Origin of the sequence: Gordonia sputi NBRC 100414 (assembly GCF_000248055.1) — a bacterium.
In the GTDB taxonomy this organism is placed as follows: Bacteria; Actinomycetota; Actinomycetes; order Mycobacteriales; family Mycobacteriaceae; genus Gordonia; species Gordonia sputi.
Window position 1 is genome coordinate 20332 of the sequence record NZ_BAFC01000022.1, and the last position, 15576, is coordinate 35907.

General features: G+C 67.5%; 9 protein-coding genes and 1 pseudogene. 7 read left to right on the top strand and 3 right to left on the bottom strand.

The genetic code is table 11. The annotated features are described in order from the left end of the window. The first annotated feature begins 123 nt into the window (after positions 1-123). From GOSPT_RS02530 to GOSPT_RS02550, 5 genes are all read left to right on the top strand, one after another. On the top strand, positions 124-3606 hold the full coding sequence (locus GOSPT_RS02530; RefSeq protein WP_005202639.1) for a transglutaminase family protein: 3483 nt from the start codon (positions 124-126) through the stop codon (positions 3604-3606). Further along, positions 3603-6344 carry a circularly permuted type 2 ATP-grasp protein gene (locus GOSPT_RS02535; RefSeq protein WP_039854477.1) on the top strand — a complete coding sequence of 914 codons (2742 nt, stop codon included), beginning with the start codon at positions 3603-3605 and terminating at the stop codon, positions 6342-6344. The genes GOSPT_RS02530 and GOSPT_RS02535 overlap by 4 nt, the downstream gene beginning before the upstream one ends. Further along, positions 6341-7264: a transglutaminase family protein gene (locus GOSPT_RS02540; protein WP_005202642.1), complete on the top strand. Its 924-nt coding sequence runs from the start codon at positions 6341-6343 to the stop codon at positions 7262-7264. The genes GOSPT_RS02535 and GOSPT_RS02540 overlap by 4 nt, the downstream gene beginning before the upstream one ends. A 207-nt stretch (positions 7265-7471) precedes the next feature. Beyond that, a complete protein-coding gene (locus tag GOSPT_RS02545) occupies positions 7472-8611 on the top strand; it encodes a protein kinase family protein (RefSeq protein WP_005202643.1) in 1140 nt (379 codons plus the stop codon). Between the two features lie 5 nt (positions 8612-8616). Further along, a complete protein-coding gene (locus GOSPT_RS02550; protein WP_039854540.1) occupies positions 8617-10035 on the top strand; it encodes a replication-associated recombination protein A in 1419 nt (472 codons plus the stop codon). A 6-nt stretch (positions 10036-10041) separates the two neighbouring features. Here the strand turns inward: GOSPT_RS02550 and GOSPT_RS02555 are convergent, their stop codons facing one another. From GOSPT_RS02555 to GOSPT_RS24645, 3 genes and pseudogenes are all read right to left on the bottom strand, one after another. Further along, complete coding sequence (locus GOSPT_RS02555; RefSeq protein ID WP_005202650.1) at positions 10042-11235, bottom strand: MFS transporter; 1194 nt, start codon at positions 11233-11235, stop codon at positions 10042-10044. A gap of 72 nt (positions 11236-11307) precedes the next feature. Further along, complete coding sequence (locus tag GOSPT_RS02560; protein WP_005202651.1) at positions 11308-11946, bottom strand: MmyB family transcriptional regulator; 639 nt, start codon at positions 11944-11946, stop codon at positions 11308-11310. Positions 11947-11955: 9 nt separating this feature from the next. Continuing rightward, positions 11956-12012 (bottom strand): annotated as a pseudogene (locus GOSPT_RS24645) (hypothetical protein); the annotation flags it as partial. 389 nt (positions 12013-12401) lie between these two features. Between GOSPT_RS24645 and alaS the strand changes: the two are divergent. Both alaS and ruvX read left to right on the top strand, forming a co-directional pair. Beyond that, positions 12402-15074, top strand: coding sequence for an alanine--tRNA ligase (alaS, locus tag GOSPT_RS02565; RefSeq protein WP_005202652.1), 2673 nt, complete (start codon positions 12402-12404; stop codon positions 15072-15074). Next, positions 15071-15499: a Holliday junction resolvase RuvX gene (gene ruvX / locus GOSPT_RS02570; protein WP_005202653.1), complete on the top strand. Its 429-nt coding sequence runs from the start codon at positions 15071-15073 to the stop codon at positions 15497-15499. The genes alaS and ruvX overlap by 4 nt, the downstream gene beginning before the upstream one ends. The last annotated feature ends 77 nt before the right edge of the window (positions 15500-15576 follow it).

The window sequence follows — 15576 nt, forward strand, 5'->3', positions numbered from 1 at the left end:
CCGCGTGACACATGTCGCACACGGGTGCGAGGGGGACCGCACGTCGGGCGCACGGGCGCTATCTGTGCTGAGATTTCTACCCATGGGGACGTATCTGCTCGACGACCTCCGGGAGGATGACCGGTGACAATCAAGGTGGCGCTCGAACACCGCACTGCGTACGCGTTCGATCGGCCTGTCAAGATCTACCCGCACGTGGTGCGGCTGCGTCCTGCGCCGCACTCGCGTACTCCGATCGAGGCGTATTCGCTTGCGGTGGAACCCGCGGGACACTTCTTGAACTGGCAGCAGGACGCGTTCAGCAATTACCAAGCGCGCCTTGTGTTTCCGGAACCCTCGACGACTCTGTCGATCACGGTGAGTCTTGTCGCCGACCTCACGGCGATCAATCCCTTCGATTTCTTCATCGAGGACTGGGCCGAGGACTACGGCTTCGACTACCCCGACGAACTGCGCGAAGACCTCGAGATATATCTCCGACCGGTTGGGGTCACCGAGGGGGAGTTCGCCGGGGCGCCGGTGCATCCCGCCATCGCGGAGTTCGCGGCCGAGCACAAGCCGACATCGCCGACACGCATCATCGACTTCCTCGTCGCGCTCAATCAGGCCGTCCGCGACGCCGTCGGGTACACCGTCCGACTCGAGCAAGGCGTGCAGACGCCGGAGTACACACTCGCCAGCGCCATCGGCTCGTGCCGCGACTCCGCGTGGCTCCTGGTGGCGCTCCTGCGCGAGCTGGGATTGGCGGCGCGCTTTGTCTCCGGCTACCTGGTGCAGCTCACGTCCGACATCAAGTCGCTCGACGGTCCGTCGGGACCAAGCGCCGATTTCACCGATCTACACGCATGGACAGAGGTCTATCTGCCGGGCGCTGGTTGGGTGGGCATGGACCCGACGTCGGGTCTGTTCGCGGGGGAGGGCCACATCCCGCTCGCCGCGACGCCGACCCCCGGCGGTGCTGCGCCGATCAGCGGCGCAACCGGTCCGTGCCACGCGACCCTCGACTTCTCCAACACGGTCACCCGCTTCCACGAGGATCCGCGGGTCACCCTGCCCTATACGGAGTCGCAGTGGGAGCGGGTCGTCGAACTCGGTGCCGCGGTCGACAAGAAGATGGCAGACAACGACGTCCGACTCACGATGGGTGGTGAGCCGACGTTCGTCTCGCTGGACAACCAGAGTGATCCGGAATGGACGACCGACGCCGACGGCCCGCACAAGCGTGAGTTGGCGTCGAAGCTCGCCGCGCGCCTCGCCGACGACTACGCACCGACCGGCCTCGTGCAGCGCAGTCAGGGCAAGTGGTACCCGGGAGAGCCGCTGCCACGCTGGCAGATCGCCATCATGTGGCGAGCCGACGGCCAGCCGATCTGGCGTCGACGCGACCTCCTGGCCGACCCGTGGCAGACGCGCGCGCAGGCCGCCGGGGCGATGGCGCTCGAGGCGTCGGGACCGAAACCGGGCTCTGGAGGCGATCCCGCCGCCGAAAAGTTGTTGTCGGCGTTCGCATCCGCGTTGGGCCTGCCCGCCACGCAGGTGATGCCCGCGTTCGAGGACCCGCTGGTGCGGATGCGCGAGTTGTCGGCACTCCCGCCCGGCGATCCCGGGGCCGACCCGACGCTGCCCGCCGCGCGCGCCGCGGCATGGGCAGCTGCCGCCGCCGAGGTCGCCGACGCCGACGCCGACATCGAGCCCGCCGACGATTCGACGAAGGCGCGGCGTGAACTGCTCGCGTCGCTCGACGCATCGATCACCGATCCGACGGCGTTCGTCCTGCCGCTGAGCCGTTCCGAGGACGAGACGGCGTGGCAGAGCGCGCGGTGGACGACGCGACGTGGGCGTCTGGTGCTGACGCCGGGCACCTCTCCCGCGGGCCTGCGTCTTCCGCTGAACTCATTGTCGTGGGGCCCCGCACCGGTCCTGTACGAAGCCGACCCGTCGGTCCGCGCCGATCCGTTGCCCGACGACGTCGCAGATTCGTTGGGCCGCACCGTTACCGACGTCGACCCAACCGCCTTCGTGCCGCGCACCGCACTGGTCGCGGAGAAGCGTGGCGACACCCTGTACGTGTTCCTACCGCCGACCGCAGAGCTCGAGGAGTATCTCGCGATCGTCGAGATGATCGAGAACGCGGCCGCGGAAATCGACACCCCGGTGGTCATCGAGGGCTACGGCCCACCCGCGGACGCCCGCCTCACCACGTTGACCGTCACACCGGACCCCGGCGTCATCGAGGTCAACGTTCAGCCGACGAGCAGTTTCGCCGAGCAGACAGAGTTGCTCGACTCGCTCTACGAGCACGCACGCCGCGCCAGGCTGGGTACGGAGACGTTCGATCTCGACGGCAGCCACGGAGGAACCGGCGGCGGCAACCACATCACCCTCGGCGGATCGACGCCCGCGGATTCACCACTGTTGCGTCGACCGGATCTGCTGGTGTCGATGTTGACCTACTGGCAGCGCCATCCGTCGCTGTCGTACCTGTTCAGCGGCAAGTTCATCGGAACGACGTCGCAGGCGCCCCGCGCCGACGAGGGCCGCGATTCCGCGCTCTACGAGATGGAGATCGCGTTCGCCGAGATCGACAGGCTCGCGGTGAAGGGCGAACCGGCGCGCGGTGCCGGCGAGAACGGCGACGGGGCACCACCGAATCCGTGGGTCACCGACCGGGCGCTGCGGCACCTGCTCACCGACATCACCGGCAATACCCACCGGGCCGAGTTCTGCATCGACAAGCTCTACAGCCCCGATTCCGCGCGCGGCAGGCTCGGGCTGCTCGAACTCCGCGGTTTCGAGATGCCGCCGCATCAGCGGATGGCGATGGTGCAGTCGCTCCTCGTCCGCTCCCTGGTCTCGTGGTTCTGGGAGAAACCCTACCGCAGCAGGCTCATCCACCACGGCGCCGACCTGCACGGCAAGTACCTGCTGCCGCAGTACGTCATCGCCGACATCGCGCAGGTCGCCGAGGAACTGCGCGAGGCGGGTTATCCGTTCGACACCGCCTGGCTCGACCCGTTCACGGAGTTCCGGTTCCCGCGCCTGGGGACCGTCGCGATCCGCGAGTACGAGGTCGAACTGCGCGGGGCAATCGAACCGTGGAACACGCTCGGCGAGGAGTCGACGGGTACCGGAACCGCGCGCTACGTCGACTCGTCGATCGAGCGGGTGCAGGTGCGTGTGCAGGGTGCCGAAGACGACCGGTTCGTGTTGACCTGCAACGGATATCCGATCCCGCTGACGGGCACCGGCAGGCCGGGTGAGCGCGTGGCAGGCATCCGGTTCCGGGCATGGCAGCCGCCTAGCGCGCTGCACCCGACCATCAGCATCGACACCCCGTTGACCTTCGACCTCGTCGACACCCTCGCGGGCCGATCCGTCGGCGGCGCGACCTACCACATCGTGCATCCGGGCGGACGGGCCTACGACCGCCCACCGGTCAATGCCGTCGAGGCGGAGTCGCGCAGGAACGGTCGGTTCGAGGCGGCCGGGCACACCAGCGGCTCCGTCGACGTCGGACTGCTCCGGGAGCGGGTCGCCCGCATGGCCACCGACAGTGGGGTCCCGGCGATCCTCGATCTGCGTCGGGCACGTACAGTTCTTCGGTGACTGTTTCAGCGGGCGGCGGTGTCCCCGCGGTGTTCGACAGGTACCGATCCGACGGTTACACGCTGTTCGATCTCGGACAGCTCAATTCGGGCGGTTCCGCACCGGCTGCCGCACGCAACCATTACGACGAAGTGCTCGATTCCGCGGGCGCGATCCGTCCCGCATGGGACGAACTCGTCGCGGGCTACGCGCTGCGTGGCGACGACCGACTGCGGGCGTCGGCGGCGCGGCTTGCCTCGGCGGTATCAGATGAGGGCGTCGTCTACAACCAGGTCGACGGCACCTCGACCATTCCGCGACCCTGGCTGCTCGACGCTGTCCCGCTGATCCTCGACGGTGTCGAGTGGGCCGAGCTGGAGAAGGCGATCACCCAGCGGTCGATGCTGCTCGATCTCATCCTGCGCGACATCTACCGCGACCAGAAGACCATCAACGCAGGGCTGATACCTCCGGAGATGGTCTTCGGGCATCCCGGCTACGTGCGCAAAGCCGCCCGGCTCGAGGTTGCGGGGCCGCACGCGCTGTTCCTGCACGCACTCGACCTCGGACGCCTGTCCGACGGCACCTTCGCCGTCTACGCCGATCGGACGCAGGCGCCGTCGGGCGTCGGGTTCGCCATCGCCGACCGCCGACTGATCTCCCGTACGTTCCCGCAACTGTTCCAGCGCTGTGCACCACGCCCGATGGCGACGTTCGCCGGCACGCTGCGACTGGCGCTGACCGACTACGCCCCGCCGGGGGTCGACGACCCGACCGTTGCGGTGTTCAGCCCCGGCAGCATGTCAGAGACCTTCTTCGACCAGGCGTATCTGGCGTCCGTGCTGGGTTTCCCGCTGGTCGAGGGCGCCGATCTGACGGTGCGTGACGGCGCGGTCTACATGCGGTCGCTCGGCAAGTACAAACGTGTCGATGTGCTGCTGCGCCGCGTCGACGCCTCCTACTGCGACCCGCTCGACCTGCGCACCCACTCCCGTCTGGGCGTCGCGGGACTCGTCGAGGCCATCTCCCGTGGAAACATCACCGTCGTCAACACGCTCGGCAGTGGCGTGCTGGAGAATCCGGCGTTGAACACCGTCCTGGCCAAGGTCGCGCCGATGCTCATCGACGAGGAACTCGCTCTCGAATCGGTGCCGACATATTGGGCAGGCGAGGAGTCGGCGAAATCGAAGATCCTGTCGTCGCTCGACTCACTCGTCCTCACGAACTTCCGTACCGGCGAGGAATTCGTCGGTCCCGCAACGAATTCCGCGACCAGGGAAGTATTGCGTTCGCGGATCGACTTCGACGCCTGGCAGTGGGTGGGCCGCGAGGTCGAGGCATACTCGGTGGCGCCGAGCCTGACCGACGCGGCGTTGCCCGCGCAGGGACGCGGCACGCTGCGTGCCGCACCCGTCTCCGTGCGCGCGTTCTCGGTCGCGCAGGGACCCACCTACGCGGTGATGCCGGGCGGTCTCGGGTCGGTCCTCGCCGACGGCGTCGTCGGCGCGTCACTGGCATCTGTTGCCGCCAAGGACATCTGGGTGACCAATCCCGATGTGGGAGGACATGTTTCGCGGCGTACGGAGTTGCGAGGCGAACCCGACGACGAGGTCGCCATCATCACGCGCCCGGCGTCGACCGGCTATTCCGACATCGCAGCCGCCGCGAGTCCGCGCGTACTCGCCGACATGTTCTGGTTCGGCCGGTACGGCGAGCGCACCGAGTCGGTCACACGGCTGGCGAAGGTCGCCCGCGAGCGCTACCAGGACTTCCAGTACCGGCCGTGGATGTCGGGAACCGCTGCGGTGCCGCTGTTCTTGCATGCGGTCGCCGAGGTGACCGGGACCACCGGCCTGCTCGGCACGGGGGAGACGTTGCTCGACGACGATTCATCACTCTCGTCGATAGAGCAGGTCAATACCGCGATCGTGAAGATCGCCGAACTGACCGTCAATCGCCACACCCAGGGCACCATCGCACACTCGACCGAACGCCTCGTCGCCACAGCCAGGGCCGTCCGCGACCAGATGTCGACGAGTACGTGGATGGTGTTGACCCCGATGGAGCGCGCGCTCGAGTCGATGACGCGCCAGATCGAACGCGCCCGCGATGACGTCGGTGCGGGCACCGGGGTGTTCGGCGACGCAGCACTCGACCTCGGACCCGATCTCGCCCGCACGCACGAGCACATCCTGCACGGCGCTCTCGCACTGTCCGGTCTGCAAGCCGAATCGATGGTCCACGACGCCGCCTGGCTGCTCATGGATCTCGGCAGGCGTATCGAGCGGGTGATCACGCTCGCCGACCTCACCCGGAAGCTGTTCGAGTACGAGCATCCGCTCGACATGGAACAGGCACTCCTGGAGTCGTACCTCAGCGCCACCGAGTCGTCGGTCATCTACCGCAGACGCAACCGCGGTCTCTACCGTGCAGAGGCCGTCGCCGAGCTGTTGATGTTCGACGAGACCAACCCGCGCGCGATGATCTACCAACTCACCAAGATGCACGACGACCTGGCATCGCTGCCCGAGGCGCTGCGCTCTGCCGCCGCCGAGCGAGCGGTCGAGGAGATGACGGCCGAACTGCGTCGCTGCGGCCCGGCCGATCTCAGCAGCGTCGACGGAAACGGTCAGCGCGCTGAGCTCGTCGAATTGACGAGCACACTGCGCGACCGTGCACGCGCGCTGTCCGACCTGCTGAACCGGACGCGATTCGCTCCGCCGCGCACCGCGCAACCGATCTGGGGAGGTCAGCTGTGACGACACCCGCCGATGCGCCGGCAACGCGCAAGTACCGAGTCTTCCACCGCACCTGCTACACCTACGACGACGAGGTGTCGTCGTCGTATGGCAGGTGCTATCTGACGCCGCGCGACCTGCCGTACCAGCGTGTCCACGACACCGAGACGGTGATCTCGCCCGAGCCCGCTGACCGGTCCGTCGGCGTCGACGTCTACGGCAACATCGACGCCTACTTCCACGTCCGTACCGCTCACCGCGTACTGGAGGTGACCACGACGTCGATCGTCGAGGTTGACCCCATCGACCAGGGACTCGTACACAGCGTCGCCGCTCGCGCACCCTGGGAGGACGCCCGCCCAGCTGCCACCGGGGCGGTTCTGGTCGACGAGTTCGTACTCGACCTCGACCCACCGGAGATCACGCCTGCCGTGCGCGACTACGCCGCGGCGGTGTTCACCCCCGGCCGTCCGCTCGTCGACGCGATCATCGACCTGACGGCGCGCATCTTCTCCGACTTCACCTACCGTTCCGGATCGACGGCGATCAGCACGCGCGTCGACACGGTGCTCGAACGTCGGATGGGCGTGTGTCAGGACTTCGCCCGGGTGGCCATCGCCTGTCTGCGGTCGGTGGGACTCGCGGCGCGCTACGAGTCCGGCTACCTCGCGACCGACCCGCCGCCGGGCACCGAGCGCATCTTCGGCGCCGATGCCAGCCATGCGTGGGCCGCGGTTTGGCTGCCCGGTGATCGGTGGCTGGCCTTCGATCCGACGAACAACAAGCTCGTCGACGAACGTCACGTCACCGTGGCGTGGGGTCGTGATTACGACGACGTCCCGCCGCTGCGTGGCGTGATCTACACCGATGCGTCCAAGAGCGAGATCGAGGTCTCCGTCGACGTCAGTCCCTTGTCAGACAAGTCGGAGGCGAGGACGTGAGCGCTGCGGGCCGCATTCGAACCCGACCTGATTCGGGACAGTGTCGGTCGAAAAGCCGTCGGCGAACCGAATTGTTGTCTTTTGCGACACAAAAGGATCAGGTGAACGAAAACTGCAGGTCGAGGCCGTGCCGTGCAGGGTGCTCCCGTGTTCAGTCGCATAATCCGGTGACGCGTGTCGGCGCCGACGAGTAGGTTGGTTGGTGCCATGACGGTCATCACAGAAAGCCGCGTCACCAGCGTGGTGCGTGCCGCAGAAACAATGTTGTCCCGCCGAGCGGGGTCGCCGGTGGTTCTCGCCGATCCCGAGGATCTCGGAGGAAGCGGCCGAACCACGGTCGTAAGGGTACGCGTGGCGCAGAACCCTCTGTCGATGGACCGCACCCTGGTCATCAAGGCGCTCCCGAGCCACGAGGACCCGCAGGCCTTTCACCGCGAGATCGCGTCGTACAAATACGCGACGGCGCTGCCGACGGAGTCGCGGCCCGGTCCGCAACTGATTGCCTCCGATCCCGACAACCGGTTGATGGTGCTCTCCGACCTCGGCCGCGGGCATCCGTTGACAGTGCTGCTCGCCGACGCCGACGTGGTCGAGATGAGCCGTGCGGTGAGCGCGTGGGGCCAGGCGCTCGGTCGGATGCATGCGGCAACGGTCGGCGGAGAAGGCGACTTCGACGCCCTCGTACGCCACGGTGCTGCAGGCACCGCGGGCAGGGACATCCTCCGCGACGAAGCCATCCGTGCCGTGTCCGCTGCATCGGCACGCGTCGCCGACCTCGGGCTGACGCTTCCAGACGCAGTCGCCGAGGCACTGACGTCGGCGTGCGCGCTCTTCGACGAGGGCGACCACCGCGCATTCAGCCCCTCCGACGTCGGCCCCGAGAACATCCTTCTCAACGACGACGGCGTGCAGTTCATGGATTACGAGTGGGGCGGATTCCGCGACGCCACACTCGACATCGCCTACGGATTGGTCACCTTTGCCCCGCAACTCGGGCCGGCAGGCGTCGCTCACCGCCTCGACCTCGAGGTGTCGATGGTCGACGCCTGGCGCTCGGAAGTGGTGCCGATCTGGCCCGCACTCGAGCGCGATCGCTACATGGCACGGCAGTTGCTCACGGCGCGGCTGCTGTGGGTGTGGTTGTCGACGGTGTGGATGCTGCCCGATTCGTCGACCGACACCGTTCCGATGACGCACTACGCCCACGACTGGGCGCTGCACACCAACGATCCCCGTGTCCTCGTGGCGCGCTGGTCCGATCTCGCCGCCGCGGCGACGAGCAACGCCGAGATCTCTGAGTTCGCAACCGAAGTGGGCCTCGCGCTGCAGCGTGCGTGGCTGGACTGACCGCGGTGGGGGGATTGTTCGACCCGCCGCCTCAGAGTTCGACGAGCGGCGCCACATCGCTGACATCGCCGCCGTCACCGAGCGCACCGCTGGCGGTGCGGATGCGTCCGCAGACTCTCGACGACATCGTCGGCCAGCAACACCTCCTCGGCGAGGGGTCACCACTGCGTCGTCTGATCAGCGGATCGGGCGCGGCGTCGGTAATGCTCTACGGGCCACCGGGTACCGGGAAAACGACGATGGCCTCGCTCATCTCGAGCGCGGCAGGCGGACGATTCGAAGCGCTCTCGGCGCTGTCCGCGGGCGTGAAGGAGGTGCGCGCGGTCATCGAGGTCGCGCGGCGTCGACTGGCGGCCGGTGAGCAGACCGTCTTGTTCATCGATGAGGTCCACAGGTTCTCCAAGACCCAGCAGGATGCGTTGCTCGACGCCGTCGAGAACCGGATCGTCCTCCTCGTCGCCGCGACCACCGAGAATCCGTCGTTCTCCGTCGTGTCCCCACTGTTGTCGAGATCGCTTGTGCTGCAGTTGCGTTCGCTCACCGACGACGACATTCGCACGGTGCTGCGCCGCGCCGTCGCCGACGAACGAGGACTCGGCGGTGCCGTCACCGTCACCGACGACGCGTACGACCACCTCGTGGCGGTCGCGGGCGGCGACGCGCGCCGAGCACTGACCGCACTCGAGGCCAGCGCCGACGCCGCACTGCGCGAGCCGACAACCGACAACGACGGCAGTGGTGAGGGGGCCGGCGAGCGCCGCGAGATCCCCGAGATCGGCGTGGCCGACGTCGAGGCGGCCATCGACCGCGCGGCCGTCCGATACGACCGCGACGGCGATCAGCACTACGACGTGACCAGCGCGTTCATCAAGTCGATCCGCGGCTCCGACGTCGACGCCGCGGTGCACTACCTCGCCCGGATGATCGCCGCGGGCGAGGATCCCCGCTTCATCGCCCGGCGACTGATGATCCACGCGAGCGAAGACATCGGGATGGCCGATCCGATGGCGTTGCAGACCGCCGTCGCCGCGGCGCAGGTGGTGGCTCTCGTGGGGATGCCGGAGGCCAAGCTGGCGCTCACGCAGGCGACAATCCACCTCGCGACCGCCCCGAAATCCGCAGGTGTCGTCAGCGCTATCGGCGCTGCGCTCGCCGACGTCGAAGCAGGCAAGGCCGGCGCTGTGCCGCCCGGACTGCGCGATGCGCACTACAGCGGCGCCAAGAAGTTGGGCAGCGGCGTCGGATATCAGTACCCCCACGACGATCCCGACGGTGTTGTGCCGCAACAGTATCCACCCGACGAGCTCGTCGGCGTCGACTACTACGTGCCCACCGATCACGGTTTCGAGCGCGAGATCGGGCCGCGGGTGGCCAAACTGCGATCGATCGTGCGCCGGGCGACGCGCCGGCCGAAGAAGTCGTGACGCCGCTCAGCGGTGGCGTGTCGAGAACGCCAGAGCCGTTGCTGCCGCGGCCATTCCGACACCCACCCACACCGGCGACACCCAACCGAGCCCTGCGCCGATCGTCAGTCCGCCGAGAAACGTGCCGATCGCGTTGCCCACGTTGAACGCGGCGATGTTGGCTGCCGACGCCATGGTCGGGGTGTCGCCCGCGAAGTGCATCACCCGCAGTTGCAGCGGCGGGCTGGTCGCGAACCCGACGAGGCCCATGACGAAAAGCAGGATCGCGACGGCGACCGGCACGTGTGCGAGCAGTGCGTAGGCGACGAGGGTGAGGGTCAGCAGCACGGGCAGAGTGCGCAGTGTGAGTGTGAGGTTGCGGTCGGCTGCCCAGCCGCCCGCGACGTAGCCGACGCACAATCCGAGCCCGAAGATGATCAGCAGCCAGGCCACCGCGGACTCGGGGTAGCCCGTGACGTGCGTGACGAGGGGCTCGACGTAGATGAACGCGCCGAACACTCCGCCGAAGAGCACCATTGTCAGGACGATCGAGATCAGCACCTGCGGTCGGAGCAGGACACGGTAGGCCGATCCGCCGCTCGACGTCGGCGCGGGTCGTGACGGGACCAGTGCAACGATCCCGACCAGCGCGACAACGCCGACGACGCTGACCATCCAGAACGCCGCCCGCCAGCCGAAGTGTTGGCCCACAACGGTTCCGAAGGGAACTCCGATCACGTTCGCCGCAGTCAGGCCGGTGAACATCACCGCGATCGCGCCGGCCCTGCGGTGCGGCGCCACGAGGTCGGCAGCCAGCACGGCGCCGATGCCGAAGTAGCCGCCGTGGCACATCGCGGTGATCACGCGGCCCAGCAGCGCCACGTCGAATGTGGGTGCGAGGGCAGTGAGCACGTTGCCGACGATGAACAGGCACAGCAGCACCACCAGCGCGCGCCTGGGTGGTCGCCTGCTGAGGAGTGCGGTGACGGTGAAAGCTCCGACAGCGACGGCGAGCGCATATCCCCAGATCAGCGCACCCGCGGTGGGTACCGATACGCGCAGCGACTCCGCGACGTCGGAAAGCAGTCCGGAGATGATGAACTCGGTCAGGCCGATCCCGAATCCGCCGACGGCCAGCGCGGTCAGACCCGCTCGGGCGTGCGTCCGGGCAGTCGCCTGGTTCATCGTGGAATCTGTTGCGGGAGTTGTCGTCTCATTCATGGTGTGTCCTTCACGACGAGATGACGCAGCGGTCGGTGACCGGCGTGGAAAGGGTGAACAGGTGGCGGGGGTTCAGCCGGAAAGAGTCGTGCTCGCGAGCAGACGGAGCGCGTCGTCGTGTGACGAACCGGGTGTGGCGTGCATGAGCATCAACCGATGCCCGTCCTCTTCGGGGAGATGGAGCATTTCGTAGGTGAGGTCGAGATCGCCGACGATCCGATGCCGGAAGCGCTTGGTGCCGCTCGAACAGGATTCGACGGGGTGCTGCGCCCAGATCCGGGCGAAGTCGGCGCTGCGGGAAGCGAGGTCTGCGACGAGAAGGTCGATGTCGTGGGTGCGCGAGGTCGTCGTGACCAGGGGTGCCGTGACGTATCGCAACGAGGCGACTGCCAGCCTTGCCTCGAACTCCCAGTCACGGTGCAGCGCACGCGTGGCCGGGTCGGTGAACAACATCGACACCTTGTTCGGTGGTGTCTCCGACGTCGGGGCGGCAGGGTCGAGGTGGCTCGCCAGCACCGCGTGTCCCAGGCGATTCCACCCGACGATGTCCTGGACGGGCGACAGTGCGATCGCGTCGACGTCGGGCATCGCGTCGAGCAGCGTCGCGAGACCGGGACGCAGCCGCGCTCGGACCGGCGGGGGAGTCGCCGAGCCCGCAAGGTGATAAAGATGTGCACGTTCGACCTCGTCGAGCCGCAACGCGCGTGCCAACGCGTCGATGACCTGTGTCGACGGATTCGACGCCGCGCCCTGTTCCAGACGGGTGTAGTAGGTCAGCGACGCCTGCGAGTTCTGCGAGTTCTTCTCGACGCAGCCCGGGCACCCGACGAAGCCCCGTGGTGACGACGCCGAGGTCGGCGGGTACCAGTGCTGCTCGGCGGCTGCGCAGAAAGTCGGCGAGTTGCTCGGCGGCCGTGTATCCGTTGGTCACCGGTCCATGGTCGCGCGATCGGCCGTCGCGTGCCTGTCCCTGTCGGTGACAGCCACCAACGCGGTCACGCGACGCCGCCACGCACGGCCTTCTCGTGCTGGTGACGACGCCAGTAAGGAGTCGCGCTGGCGCGGCGGTAGGCTGGTATGTCGCAGATCGTCGGATTCGCGCACGCCCCGAGTCAGTCCGACGCAGACCTTCCAGACGCACCACGACGACCGAGGACGAGAACCCAGTGCAGACGCATGAGATCCGGCAGCGATTCCTGGATCACTTCATCAAGGCCGGACACACCGAGGTGCCCAGCGCCTCGCTGATCCTCGACGACCCCAACCTGCTGTTCGTCAACGCCGGCATGGTGCCGTTCAAGCCCTACTTCCTCGGTGAACAGACCCCGCCGTTCGACCGTGCCACCAGCGTGCAGAAGTGTGTCCGCACACTCGACATCGAAGAGGTCGGCATCACCACCCGCCACAACACCTTCTTCCAGATGGCGGGCAACTTCTCGTTCGGCGACTACTTCAAGCGTGAGGCCATCCGCTTCGCGTGGGATCTGCTCACCTCGTCGGTGGACGACGGCGGATACGGCATCGACCCGCAGAAGCTGTGGCCGACGGTCTACCTCGACGACGACGAGGCGTTCGCGATCTGGCGCGACGAGATCGGTGTTCCCGCAGAGCGCATCCAGCGGCGCGGGATGAAGGACAACTACTGGTCGATGGGCGTGCCCGGCCCGTGCGGTCCGTGTTCGGAGATCTTCTACGACCGTGGCCCCGCCTACGGCGTCGAAGGCGGACCCGAAGCCGACGAGGATCGCTACATCGAGATCTGGAATCTCGTGTTCATGCAGAACGAGCGAGGCCCCGGTGGAGCCAAGGAAGGTTACGAGATCCTCGGCCCGCTGCCGAAGAAGAACATCGACACCGGTATGGGCGTCGAGCGCGTGGCCTGCCTGCTGCAGAATGTCGACAACGTCTACGAGACCGACTTGCTCAAGCCGCTCATCGACCTGGCGTCGGAGTTGACCGGTCGGGGCTACGGCGCGGGCAATCACGACGACGACGTGAGATTCCGCGTCATCGCCGACCACGCCCGCACCGCGGTGATGCTCATCGGCGACGGCGTGCTCCCAGGTAACGACGGACGCGGCTACGTGCTGCGGCGACTCCTGCGCCGCGTGGTCCGCTCCATGCGGTTGCTCGGCGATGCCAAGCCGACCATGGAGATCATCGTGAACACGGTGATCGACGTCATGTCGCCGTCGTACCCCGAACTCGCCGAGCAGCGCGCCCACATCGTCACCGTCGCGGTCGGCGAGGAGACGTCGTTCGCCAAGACGCTCGAGGCCGGGTCCAAGCTGTTCGCCGACGCCGCGCAGGCCACCAAGGCGGCGCACAAGAAGACGATCAGCGGCAACGACGCGTTCACCCTGCACGACACGTACGGTTTCCCGATCGATCTCACGCTCGAGATGGCCGCGGAGGCAGGCCTCGACGTCGATCAGCAGGGATTCACCGAACTGATGGCGGAGCAGAAGCAGCGCGCCAAGGACGACGCGGTGGCCCGCAAGACCGGACACACCGACGCCGCGGTGTACCGCGAGTTCCTCGACCGTGGCCCCACCGAGTTCACCGGCTTCGACGAGTTGGTGTCCGAGGCACGAGTGCTCGGTCTCATCACCGACGGCACGCGCGTGCGGTCGGCAGGCCCCGGCGAGCAGACCACGGTGATCCTCGACCGCACGCCGCTCTACGCGGAGTCGGGCGGTCAGATGGCCGACGTCGGCACGATCACCACCAGCGATGGCACCCGACTCACCGTCAGCGACGTGCAGAAGGTCGGCAAATCGGTGTGGCTGCACAAGGCCACCGTCGACGCAGGCGAGATCCACGACGGCGACGAGGTCATCGCTTCAGTAGATCAGTCGTGGAGACACGGTGCGACACAAGGACATTCGGGTACGCACATGGTCCATGCCGCGCTGCGCGAGGTGCTCGGCCCCAGCGCGACTCAGGCCGGATCGCTCAACCGGCCCGGCTATCTGCGATTCGACTTCCACTCCGGCTCGGCGCTGAGTGAGGATCAGCGGCAGCAGATCGAGGAGATCTCGAACGCCGCCGTCGAGTCCAACTACCCGGTGCACACGTTCGAGACCGGTCTGAGCGAGGCGAAGGCGATGGGCGCGATGGCGCTCTTCGGCGAGAACTACGGCGACGTCGTACGCGTCGTCGAGATCGGCGGACCCTTCTCGATGGAGCTCTGCGGCGGAACGCATGTGGCGTCGTCGGCGCAGATCGGACCGGTCACGTTGATCGGCGAATCCTCCGTCGGATCAGGCGTGCGTCGCGTCGAGGCGTACGTCGGAATGGACTCGTTCCGCTACCTGTCCAAGGAGCGTGCGTTGCTCGCGGGACTGGCGTCGTCACTCAAGGTGCCCTCCGCCGAGGTTCCCGGCCGCGTCGAGCAGCTCGTCACACGCCTGCGTGATGCGGAGAAGCAGCTCGAGAAGGTGCGTGCCGACGCTGCTCGCTCGGCGGCAGGCGACCTGCTCGATTCCGCCGACACCGTCGGTTCGACGTTCGTGGTCGGCGGGGTTGTCCCGGGAGTCGGGGCGAACGACCTTCGCGGTATCGCGACCGATCTGCGCGGCCGCGTCGGTGACCGGCAGGCCGTGATCGCGTTGTTCTCGACGACCGGTGAGGGCGACGACACCAAGGTGCCGTTCGTCATCGCCACCACGGACGCCGCGCGGGGGGCGGGCATCAAAGCGGGCGACCTGGTCAAGGAGATCGCGCCACTCGTGGGTGGACGCGGCGGTGGCAAACCCGACCTCGCGCAGGGATCGGGCACCGACGCCGCGGGGATCGACGCCGCGCGAACCCGCATTCGGGAGATCGTCGGCCGATGAGTCTGACTCGGGGGCGTCGTCTCGGCGTCGACGTGGGGAGCGTGCGGATCGGGGTGGCCGTGAGCGATCCCGACGGCATCCTCGCGACTCCCGTCGAGACGGTCGCGGGAGCCGACGTCGACGCCGCGGTGGCGCGACTACGTGCACTGGTCGAGGAGTACGACGCCGTCGAGGTGATCGTCGGGTTGCCCAAGACGCTGCGCAACACGGACGGTCCGGCAGCCGAGAAGGCACGCGCCTTCGGGGCCCGACTCGCCGAAGGACTTGAGGGGATTTCAGTAGTGTTTTCTGACGAGCGACTCACCACCGTAGCTGCGCAGCAGGCGCTGCACGCCAGTGGACGCAGCGTGAAGGCGTCGCGCGGGGTGATTGATCAGGCGGCTGCGGTCGCTATTCTTCAGGGGTGGCTGGATTCGCGACGATGAGTGGTTCAACGCTGTCCACGGACCATCTCGCCATGCGAGTCGTCAGATATGAGGGAGGGGACGTTCGGTGACCGACG